The sequence below is a fragment of the Anaerorhabdus sp. genome, from assembly GCF_036657415.1.
Classification (GTDB): Bacteria; Bacillota_I; Bacilli_A; order Erysipelotrichales; family Erysipelotrichaceae; genus Anaerorhabdus.
In genome coordinates this window covers 1-11,375 of the sequence record NZ_JAVXGL010000062.1, presented here as the reverse complement: position 1 = coordinate 11,375, position 11,375 = coordinate 1, and the positions used below count along the sequence as shown (strand labels likewise).

Genomic DNA, 11,375 nt, shown 5'->3' with positions numbered 1-11,375 from the left:
TGACCTTGAGATATATTTGTAGATTCCTCGTTGATCTCAGTATTATAACCGTCTTCAAGTGTACGAATGAAGTGATCAACATAAGCAGCATCTGCAGCTTTGACGACATCTTCATCACTTGCGTGTAAATTACCATAACGAATGTTTTCCATGATTGTACCATTGTATAACCATGCATCTTGAAGAACCATACCAAATAAACTTCTTAAGTCATTTCTTGAGTATTCTTTAATATCATGACCATCAACATAAATTGTTCCACTATTCAATTCATAGAATCTCATTAATAGTTTTACAATTGTTGTTTTACCAGCACCAGTTGGACCAACGATAGCAACTTGTTTACCAGCTCCAACGAAAGCACTGAAGTCATTAATAATAATTTTATCAGGGTTGTATCCAAAGTGAACATTTTCGAAAGATACTTCACCTCTGATTTTAAGATTTCCATTTTCAGCATAAATTGAAATTGGATTTTTTGTTTCTTCTATTTCTTCATTTTCATCTAAGAATTCAAATACACGTTCAGCTGCAGCAGCAGTAGATTGTAGTACGTTCATGATTTGAGCTGTTTGAGTAATAGGTTGGTTGAAACTTCTTACGTATTGAATAAATGCTTGAATATTACCGATATCAATACGTCCATTTACTGCAAGGAATCCACCAAGAATACAAACACCAACATAGCCTAAGTTACCAATAAAACTTGTGATGGGCATCATTAATCCTGAGAAGAATTGAGCTTTCCATCCAGCATTAAATAGATTGTCGTTAAGAACTGTGAACTCATTGATAGATCGTTCTTCACCATTGAATGCTTTCATAACTAAGTGACCTGAATACATTTCTTCAACATGTCCATTTACGTTTCCAAGAATCGTTTGTTGAGCTTTGAAGAATTTTTGAGAACGGTTAACCACAGTACTAACAGCTATTCCAGATAATGGAATAACCACTAATGCCATGAGAGTCATTTCCCAACTTATTGTTAACATCATTATTAAGATACCCACAATAGTTACCATTGATGTTAATACTTGTTGTAAAGATTGATTTAAACTTTGTGAGATTGTATCAATATCATTTGTGACTCTCGATAAAATTTCACCATGTGTTTTAGTATCAAAATATTTAAGGGGCATACGATCAATCTTTTCAGATAATTCTTTACGAAGATTGAAAGATACTTTTTGAGTAATGCCTGACATAATCCAATGTTGAGCATAAGATAATAATGCACTCAATACATAAATTCCTAATAGAAATAATAGTATTTTTCCAATAGCTGCATAATCAATCCCAGCACCACCTGTAAACTTACTCATTAATCCAGTCGCAAGTTCATTTGTAGCGTTACCTAATATTTTAGGTCCAAGAATTGTAAATATTGTACTACCAACTGCGAAGAAGAGAACGGCGAAGATAGGTACATAGAAAGGTTTTAAGTATTGAATAAAGGTAGACATTGTTTTGTTAAAGTCTTTAGCTTTTTCACCACTACCCATCATTGCACCAGGACCACCAGGTCCTCCCATTGGACCTTTTCTTTGAGGAACAGCTGTTTTATTGTCTGCCATGTTCTAGTTCCTCCTTACTTAATTGAGAATATGCAATTTCTTTATAAACTTCACATGTTTTTAATAATTCACTATGTGTACCAATACCAACAACTTGTCCTTGGTCTAATACAATGATTTTATTAGCATTTAAAATTGTGCTAATACGTTGTGCAACAATGAATACGGTGCTTTTTGTTTTTGCGGTAAAGTGACCTAATGCAGCACGTAAATTTGAATCTGTTTTATAGTCAAGTGCTGAGAATGAATCATCAAACACATAGATGCTTGGATTTTTCGTAATAGCACGTGCAATAGATAAACGTTGTTTTTGACCACCAGAAACATTTGTACCACCTTGAGAAATTGGTGTTTGAAGGCCTTCTGGTTTACTATTGATAAATTCTTTTGATTGTGAAATATCAATAGCGGTTTGAATCATTTCTTCACTAGCATTTTCATCAGCGTATCTTAAGTTTGATTCAATATCACCAGAGAATAAAACTCCTTTTTGAGGAACATAACCAATACGATCACGTAAGTCATGTTGCTTGAAGTCTTTAATGTTTATACCACCATAAGTAATTTCACCCTCAGTAACATCAAAGAAACGAGGAAGTAAATTGATTAATGTTGATTTACCTGATCCAGTACTTCCAATGAATGCGACTGTTTCACCAGGATTTGCAGAGAAACTAATATCTTTTAACACATATTCTTCTGCACGAGGATATTTGAAATAAACATGATTGAAGCAAATCTCTTCGTTTGTTGATGGAACTGGTTTTGGATTTTTTGGATCATGTATTGTTGGTTTTGTGTTAAGTACTTCAAGGATACGAACAGCAGATACAGATGAACGAGGTAGCATGATTGCAATCATAGATACCATAATGAAACTCATCAATACTTGCATTGTATATTGTAAGAAGGCCATCATTGAACCAATATCCATTGTTCCAATATCGATTTGTTTTGCGGCAACCCAAACGATTAGAACCATAACTGAACTCATGATAAAGTTCATAACTGGCATTACACTTGCCATTGTACGGTTAACAAATAGATTTACTTTTGTGATGTCAGTATTAGCTTTTTCAAAACGTTTTTCTTCATGTTTTTGTGTGTTGAAAGCACGAATGACAAGCATACCGTCAAGGAATTCACGCATAACTAAATTTAAGCGGTCAACCAATTTTTGGATGATTTTAAATTTAGGAAGAGTAATTGTGAATGTTGTGATTAACACAACCATGATAATTCCGATAACGAGTCCTAGAATCCAAAGCATACTAGGATATTGAACAACTTTTAATAAAGCTCCAATTCCCATAATAGGAGCGTATAAAACAATACGAAGCATCATAGTAAATACTTGTTGTATTTGTTGAATATCATTTGTTGTACGAGTAATTAATGATGATGTTGAGAATTTACCAAACTCATTACTTGAGAAGGATTCAACTTTTGTGAAAACATCTTTACGGGTATCACGAGCAACTTTTGCAGCTGTCTTACTTGATAAGAAAGCACCAGCAATAGCAAACACTGCACCGATTAAGGCGATTACCAACATAATCATTCCTTCTTTAAAGATATAGTTAGATTGAATCGAGTCAGTATTAATGCCCAATGCTTGATATTCTTGTTTAACCATTACTTTCGCAGCACTTTGCATATTCTCTTCAGAATAACTTGCGAGACCTTGGTCAATTTTTGATTCCATTGTAGCAAGCATTTCTGGGTTAGCTTGTATTGCTTGCCAAATATCAATGCCTGCAGGCAAATTCATTTTTTTAATAACTTCTTCACTTGATAATGAACGAATAAGAAGTAAAGGCTTTGCGATGACTTTTTCTACTTTTGAACGGTCATTTTTATTTAATACATAAAATTGATCGACATTAAGTGATGGATACTCTTTAAGTACGGCTTCATCACTTTTAGATACTAGAGTGTAAGAAGATTGAATAACTGCCTTATCTTCTTTATTTGATAAAAGAAGAACTTTATTCATAGTATCTTCACTCATAATATCTGGTGCACTACTTACAATACCGCCAAATTGTATACCATCGGTAACGATTTTAGACATGTAATCAGGCAAAGCTAATTCTGCTTGAACTTGTCCAAATACCAATGCAAGTATGCAAAGTATTGATAGAATGTAAGGTTTACAATATTTTAATAATAATTTAAACATGTTACACTCCTTTCCTTAGAGTGAGATTATATTACCACGGTAATATAAAAATGTAAACGAGTTTATATTTAAATGTTGCGCAAGTTATACGTTTGTGGTATATTGCGTTTAGAGGTAAGCACGATGAGACCGGATAATAGCACTAAAATCAAAATTCGCAAAATCGCATTGAAGCTCTTTAAAGAGCGCGGTTTTGATAATGTAACGATTCATGACATCTGTGAAGAGAGTGGAATATCGAAGCATACCTTCTACTACTATTTTGCATCTAAAGAGGGGTTACTTAAAACTGTTATGACCTTACCAGAAGAATTATCTTCTGATGAAGCTGCAAAGATAATGATGATTGATAGTCCATATGAACAATATTGTGAAATACTTAAGAAACGCGTACGTCACTTTGAATCATGTGGTAAAGATATAGTGAAGAAGATATTAGTTGCTCGTTTGACAGTATCTTTTGATGAACAAAAAGAACGCGAAGATTTTAATGAAGAAAGACCTTTCTTAGAAATGCAAATGGGATTTATTAAGAAAGCACAAGAACGTGGCGAGATTGAAAATATGGGAGATCCAAAGAATTTGATGCATGCCGCTTTTTGCGTTTTGATTGGAATATCACAAGTTTGGGCTACCCATCCAGGCACAAAATTTAATTTAGAAGTTGAATATTTTAGAATTCTTGATACAGTTATGATGAAAAAGGTGGGTAAGGAATGAGTAAAAAAGTCGTAAAGTATACATTGTTATTTGTTATATTCTGCATGGTTTTATCAATGTTTGCGGGATTAATAAGTATTTTCTTATAGGAGAAGAAGATGATAGGAGATTTAGTAAAAGTAACGGTTGATCGTCCACTTGGAAGTGAACATCCAGTGTATGCATTTATTTATCCAATTAATTATGGATATGTAGAAGGCATTATGGCTGGTGATGGTGAATTTCAAGACGTGTATATCCTAGGTGTTAATGAGCCAGTTGATTCTTTTGAGGGTGAAGTAATTGCGATTATTCACCGTAAAGATGATGTAGAAGAAAAATGGGTTGTTGCGCCTAAGGGAAAGAAATTTACAAAAGAAGAAATAGAGAAGGAAACATGGTTTCAAGAACAATGGTTTATATCAAAAATTATTATGGAAAACTAGTTTATTAATTGAGCTAGTTTTTTTAATTTTTTGATAAACGTATGAATAATAGGGTGTAGATTATTCATAGTGAACTATGTAGTTAATTAAATCCGTGGTAGAATAAATTCAAGGAAATTTTGTTTAGGGTGAACAATATGGATATTAGACTAATTATGCAAAGAGCAAAAGCTCAAATTAAGAATAACATGGGAGTATTGGCAACATGCACTTTACTCACTGGAATTGTTTCTTATGCTTTAAATAGAATTGGGTCACCGTTTGAACAATTGTATTTCTTTTTAATTTTACCAGCACTCGAACTAGGATTTATTCTTATTTACTTAAGTATTATTGACCGAAAAGAAATTCAGGTAAGTGATGTGCTTGCAGGATTTAATGATTATGGACGAATTATCGTAGCTAACTTGTGCATGGTTATCTTTGTAACACTTTGGTCATTTTTATTAATTATTCCAGGAATCATAAAAATATATTCATATTCAATGACCTTCTATATTTTAGCGGAAGATCCAACTATATCACCCATTGATGCAATTACCAAAAGTAAAGAGATGATGTATGGCAATAAATTGGATTTATTCTGTATGCATTTATCTTTCTTTGGGTGGTTCATTCTTTGCATTATCACACTAGGAATTGCATTGCTTTATGTTGGACCGTATATTGGCGCAGCACAGGCGAATTTCTATCGTACATTGGTAAATGGAAATAAAGATAGTGTAGATGTTAATGTTGAACCTACCGAAGTCATCTAATAGTATACAAATGAAGCAAGCGTTATTAATTTCGTTTGCTTTTTAAATTCTTTATTTATTATGAGATTGACTTATTCAATACTATTTGGCTATAATTAAAATATCGTTAAAGGTGGTGAAAGACGATGTTACTATGTATTGACAAAAAACAAATGATTGAAAATATTGTGCATAAGTTTGTATCTTTTTGTCGTACAATCACATTTAAAAACCTTCCATTATACAAGGGACGAGTCTGTCTAAAATAGAAGGAATAAATGAAACTGTAGCTATCGTTAAAAACACTGCTTGGTTTTATTGCTAAGCTTTTTTTATGCAATTCCTTCAAAAATACAATGGAGGAAAATATGAAAATACAAATTAATAATTTATTAAAAACATACACAGGTGAAGTTGTTTTAAATGATCTTTCACTTGAAATTATCAAAGGAAGTAAGTCTGCAATTGTTGGAGAAAATGGTTGTGGAAAAACAACACTATTAAAAATAATATCAGGTGTTGAAGATTATCAAGAAGGTGAAGTTTTCATTCCTAGGGAAATGACAGTGGGGTACATGATGCAAATATTCCCACATTTTACAGGAACAAGTAGAGAATTTATCATGTCGACATTTTCTGATTATCTTGCGGCATCATCAAAACTTAAAGAACTTGAGTCACAAATGAGTAACTTAGATACATTTGAAGAGGTCATGAATCAATATTCAAAGACATTAGATAAGTTTGAACATGCAGGTGGTTATGAATTAGAAAATTCACTAGAAGCCTATGCAAAGGGATTGGGAATTTTTGATGCGCTTGAACAATCTTTTGATACATTGAGTGGAGGACAAAAAACACGAATTGTTTTAGTTCAATTATTGCTTCAAAACTATGAGGTTTTATGTTTAGATGAACCGACAAACCATTTAGATATGGATGGAATAGAATGGTTAGAAAGTTATTGTCGTTCAATAAATAAAACTCTTATCATTGTTTCGCATGATCGGCAGTTTTTGATGAATGTTGTTTCTGTGTTCTATGAAATAGAAGATGGTCAAGTTGTTACTTATTATGGTAGCTATGATAGCTACCGTGAACAAAGGCACGATCGTTATCTGCGTTTGGTATTGGATTATAATGAACAACAGAAAGAAATTTCAAAAATTAAATTGGCAATAAGAAGATATCGTCAATGGGGAAATGAATCTGATAACGAAGATTTATTTAAACGTGCCAAAGCATTAGAAAAGAAACTAGAACGAATAGAAAAGTTACCAAAGCCGATTGAAATTCGTAATCAATTAGACTTTAAAATAAAGAGTACACAAGTTGGAAGCAAGGATGTCGTGGTAGCTAAAGACCTTGTGATAGGTTATGATAATCCACTATCTACTCTTTTGAATTTCATTGTTCAAAGAAAAGAACGTTTTGCGATTGTTGCGCCAAATGGTAAAGGGAAAACAACGCTACTTAAAACACTGTTGCATGAAATAGAACCATTAGAAGGGAGTATTGAATTTGGACCTTCTGTAGATGTTGGTTATCTTCCGCAAATATTACGATTTGATAATGATAAAGAACGCTTATTGGCTTATTTTACTCGTGTATGTGAGCTTGAGGAAGAAAAGGCACGTAGTTATTTAGCTCGATTTGGTTTTTATCATGTAGATATGTATCGCTATATTTCTAGTTTTAGTGGTGGGGAACAAGTGCGATTAAAACTACTCGAAATCATGTTGAAGGGCTGTAACTGTATTGTCTTAGATGAACCTACTAACCATTTAGATATTTTGAGTTGCGAAATCATTGAGGAAGTGTTGCTTAACTTTGCGGGGACAATTATTGTAATAAGTCATGACCGTATGTTTCTCAATAAATTGCAAGTACGTTACTATCATCTTTAAGCCGAATGCTAAGGCAAAATAACCGAATACTAATTTTAGATAGTAATTAAAAGAAGAATTTCATATACTAGGGCTAACAAGAGGTGTGGATATGAAACTTAAATTAAATATAGATAGTGATTGCGAAGAAGTAGAAGTGCAAATTACGGCAAAAGAAATTGATGATGAAGTCAATGACATAGTACGCAAATTAGAAAAGGAATCATTAAAAACATTAGTGGGATTTATTGAAGATGAAGCAGTTATTCTAGAACCAATTGATATAATAAGAATCTATACTTCAAATAACAAAATACTGGCGGAAACTAAAGATGGAGAATATAAACTACGCTATCGAATCTATGAATGTGAAGAAAAATTAAATAGAAACCGATTTATTAGAATATCGCAATCTGAATTAATTAATCTAAGTATGGTAAAAAAATTCGATTTTAGTATTACTGGAACGATTCATGTAGTTCTAAAAAACGGTGTATCAACTTTTGTTTCACGAAGATATGTTTCTACAATAAGGAAAGTGCTAGGTGTATAAAATGAAAAAGAAATGTTTGATTTATGCGATAATTGGTTCATTGGGCGGAATAAGTTTAAGTTTTATTATTCCTCTATTTATATCATTAACAATAAATGATGGAATGTATTATCCAGTGACTTTAGAAATGATAATGTCAATGGGTGGTCAGCTAAATGCAGTGGTTGTACAAACACTATTATCCATTGTGTATGGGGCAACATTAGGAATGGCTAGTTTAATCTTTGAGTTAGATCGCTGGAGTTTGACAAAACAAACAATTAGTCATCTTGCGGTAACTTCACTAGTAACATTTCCGGTAGCTTATTTATGTTATTGGATGGATCACAATTTTAAATCGATATTTATCTACTTTGGAATCTTCTTTGCGATTTACCTATTTATATGGATAACACAATATATTTCAATTTATCATCAAATTAAAAAAATGAATAAAAAAGTAGAATCAAATTAAACTATCATGATAAATGATAGTTTTTTTAATGTTTATTTAAAAAATGACTTGATTTTACTATATGGTTAGTCTAAACTAACTTTAGGGTTTATGGGAGGTATTTATGACACTATTTGACTGTGCAATTAATCAACATGTAAAAGTAATATCAATTGAAGGGGAATCTTCAATACGTAAACGCTTAATTGATATGGGAATTACTACGAATACGGTTATTAGAGTAAAGAAAGTAGCTCCAATGGGAGATCCAATTGAAATTCATTTGCGTGGTTATGAATTATCATTGCGAAAAGATGAAGCCAAAAAGATTAAGGTGGAAACAATATGATAAAACAAACAGTCGCTTTAGTAGGAAATCCAAATAGTGGGAAAACGACCTTATTCAATCAACTAACTGGTTCGAAACAACATGTAGGAAATTGGCCAGGAGTAACGATTGAGAAAAAAGTAGGCGTATTTACCTATGAGGAACATGAAATTACACTGGTAGATTTGCCAGGAATATATAGTATGTCGCCCTATAGCATGGAAGAAGTAGTATCACGTGATTATATTATGGATGAACATCCAGACTTGATAATTAATATTGTTGATGGTACTAACCTTGAAAGAAACTTATATTTAAGTATGCAACTTAAAGAATTAGGACTTCCTATGGTTATTGCGGTTAACATGATGGATGAATTAATTCAAAAAGATATTGAGTTAAATATTGAACAGTTATCGCGTGAACTTAATACACCAGTAGTACCAATTAGTGCAAGAAATGGTCAAGGTATGGATGAATTAATTCATAGTCTTATTCATAATACAAATTCTTCAACATTTACTTATGATGTTCAAACAGAAGAAATATTGAAAAGAATTATTTCACTGATTCAAGAAAAGAAACATGATGGAACTCATGAAAAGTTCTATGCGTTTAAATTACTAGAAAATGACGAATTAATAAAAAAGGAATTTGATTTTACACCAGAACAATATAAAGCACTAGAAGATATTCAAAAAGATTTTTGCGTAATTAAAAACCAAAGAGATATTGATATGGCGGTTGCAGATACACGTTATGCTGAAATAGAACGTATTGTTTCAATGAGTCTATGTAAACCATGTGTATCTGAAATGAAATCAGCTTCAGATCGAATTGATAGTCTTTTAACTCATAAATATTTAGGGATACCGATGTTTTTTGTTATCTTGTTTGGAATTTTTACAATTACATTTGGTTGGCTAGGATCAACGCTTCAAGGATTTGTAGAACTAGGTATTGAAACTTTCAGTGCTTGGCTATCAGTTTCACTTGTTGGACTTGGTGCCAGTGGGTGGTCAATTAATCTTGTGGAAACAGTTATTGGTGGTGTTGGAAGTGTCTTATCATTTATGCCACAAATTATGTTGTTATTCTTATTTCTATCAATTCTAGAAGATAGTGGATATATGTCACGTGCTGCATTCTTAATGGATAGAATGCTAAGAAAAATCGGATTAAATGGAAAAGCGTTTATTCCAATGCTTATGGGATTTGGTTGTACAGTTCCAGCAGTTATGGCAACTCGTGTATTAGAAAATGAGAAAGACCGTAAGATGACAATGTTGCTAACACCATTTATGTCATGTGGTGCAAGGCTACCGATTTATGCATTATTTGCGGGGATATTCTTTCCTAATAATGCTAATGTCGCAATATTTGGTATGTATGTATTGGGTATTGTTGTAGCGATTATTTGTGGATTACTCTTGCGAAAAACAATATTTAAAGGTGATGGTTCTACATTTATCTTGGAACTTCCGCCTTATCGTTTTCCATCTTTCAAAAATACAATGATGCATATGTGGGAAAAAGCAAAAGGGTTCTTAATTAAAGCAGGTACAATTATCTTCTCGATGACAGTACTCCTTTGGTTTCTAACTAGTTTTAGTTTTTCATTACAAATGGTAGATAATCCAGAATTAAGTATTCTTGGTGGAATTGGACAAACAATTGCTTGGATATTTAAACCGCTAGGATTTGGTAACTGGCAATCAGTTATTTCATTAATGAGTGGATTTATTGCGAAAGAAAGTGTTGTTTCAAGTATGGCAGTTGTCTATAATGCAGCAACTTCAGCACAACTAGATTTAATTCTTGCACAAGTGTTTACACACGCAAGTGCATTGGCGTTTATGACATTTACCTTATTATATAGTCCTTGTATGGCAGCTGTCGCAACAATAAAAAGTGAAAGTAAGAGTTGGGTATTTACCTTAGAAAGTATTCTCTTTCAAACAGGTGTAGCCTATATTATGGCATTCATTGTGTATCAAATTGCAAAACTTGTATTCTAAAAGTGGTATTTTTATACCATTTTTTTCTTAGTACTATAAAATGATAAAAAAAAGTGTTATTATGTGTTAGTAAAACCAAATAGGTAAAATCATCGAAAGGTGATGACACAAAACTAAAGGGCCTTTAACATGGCAGCCAGTTGCAATAAAACTTTGTACTATTGAAGTATGCATGGCTCTGTCTAAAAGGCTATGCATTTTTATTTGTACAAGGGAGAGTATATGAAGAAAATAACGACAACATTGTTGTGCGCCATCTTAGCAATGAGCATGCTTACAGGCTGTTCACCAAAAAAAGATGAGAGTTTACAAGAAACAGCACAACCCACATTAATGACATTTAATGAAGGAAAAACGTATGAAGAACAAGCAAGTTATGCTTCAGGTATCATTACGGTTTCGGACGTTATTATCAAAAACACAACATTCAATGGAGATTTAACAATTGATAAAAGTGTGGGTGAAGGGGATGTAACCCTAGATGGTGTAAACGTTAAGGGTAAATTAATTATTCAA

11 protein-coding genes and 1 riboswitch are annotated in these 11,375 nt (G+C 32.5%); of the genes, 9 read left to right on the top strand and 2 right to left on the bottom strand.

Going from position 1 to position 11,375, the window contains the following annotated elements; translation table 11 throughout:
• Window positions 1–1,577 (bottom strand): ABC transporter ATP-binding protein (locus tag RSB60_RS08715; RefSeq protein ID WP_332615783.1); only part of this gene is annotated, 1,577 nt, incomplete at its 3' end.
• Window positions 1,564–3,759, bottom strand: coding sequence for an ABC transporter ATP-binding protein (locus tag RSB60_RS08710; protein WP_332615781.1), 2,196 nt, complete (start codon window positions 3,757–3,759; stop codon window positions 1,564–1,566). The genes RSB60_RS08710 and RSB60_RS08715, both read right to left, overlap by 14 nt.
• Window positions 3,760–3,882: 123 nt before the next feature.
• Between RSB60_RS08710 and RSB60_RS08705 the strand changes: the two genes are divergently transcribed.
• The 9 genes from RSB60_RS08705 to RSB60_RS08665 form a co-directional block, all read left to right on the top strand.
• The gene (locus RSB60_RS08705) at window positions 3,883–4,479 is read left to right on the top strand and encodes a TetR/AcrR family transcriptional regulator (RefSeq protein WP_323381693.1); all 597 of its coding nucleotides are present in this window, start codon (window positions 3,883–3,885) and stop codon (window positions 4,477–4,479) included.
• Window positions 4,480–4,577: 98 nt separating this feature from the next.
• Complete coding sequence (locus RSB60_RS08700) at window positions 4,578–4,904, top strand: inorganic pyrophosphatase (RefSeq protein ID WP_323381694.1); 327 nt, start codon at window positions 4,578–4,580, stop codon at window positions 4,902–4,904.
• A 137-nt stretch (window positions 4,905–5,041) separates the two neighbouring features.
• Entirely contained in the window at window positions 5,042–5,662 is a 621-nt protein-coding gene (locus tag RSB60_RS08695; protein ID WP_332615778.1) for a DUF975 family protein, read from the top strand.
• Window positions 5,663–6,009: 347 nt separating this feature from the next.
• Window positions 6,010–7,548: a ribosomal protection-like ABC-F family protein gene (abc-f, locus tag RSB60_RS08690; RefSeq protein WP_332615776.1), complete on the top strand. Its 1,539-nt coding sequence runs from the start codon at window positions 6,010–6,012 to the stop codon at window positions 7,546–7,548.
• A 91-nt stretch (window positions 7,549–7,639) separates the two neighbouring features.
• Window positions 7,640–8,080: a LytTR family DNA-binding domain-containing protein gene (locus RSB60_RS08685; RefSeq protein WP_323381698.1), complete on the top strand. Its 441-nt coding sequence runs from the start codon at window positions 7,640–7,642 to the stop codon at window positions 8,078–8,080.
• A gap of 1 nt (window position 8,081) precedes the next feature.
• Window positions 8,082–8,534, top strand: coding sequence for a DUF3021 domain-containing protein (locus tag RSB60_RS08680; RefSeq protein ID WP_332615774.1), 453 nt, complete (start codon window positions 8,082–8,084; stop codon window positions 8,532–8,534).
• A 103-nt stretch (window positions 8,535–8,637) separates the two neighbouring features.
• Window positions 8,638–8,862, top strand: a complete 225-nt coding sequence (locus RSB60_RS08675) for a FeoA family protein (protein ID WP_323381700.1) — start codon at window positions 8,638–8,640, stop codon at window positions 8,860–8,862.
• Entirely contained in the window at window positions 8,859–10,859 is a 2,001-nt protein-coding gene (gene feoB / locus RSB60_RS08670; protein ID WP_332615772.1) for a ferrous iron transport protein B, read from the top strand. The genes RSB60_RS08675 and feoB overlap by 4 nt, the downstream gene beginning before the upstream one ends.
• A gap of 72 nt (window positions 10,860–10,931) precedes the next feature.
• A riboswitch (cyclic di-GMP riboswitch) is annotated at window positions 10,932–11,007 on the top strand.
• A 74-nt stretch (window positions 11,008–11,081) separates the two neighbouring features.
• A partial coding sequence (locus tag RSB60_RS08665; RefSeq protein WP_332615770.1) for a hypothetical protein occupies window positions 11,082–11,375 on the top strand: 294 nt, incomplete at its 3' end.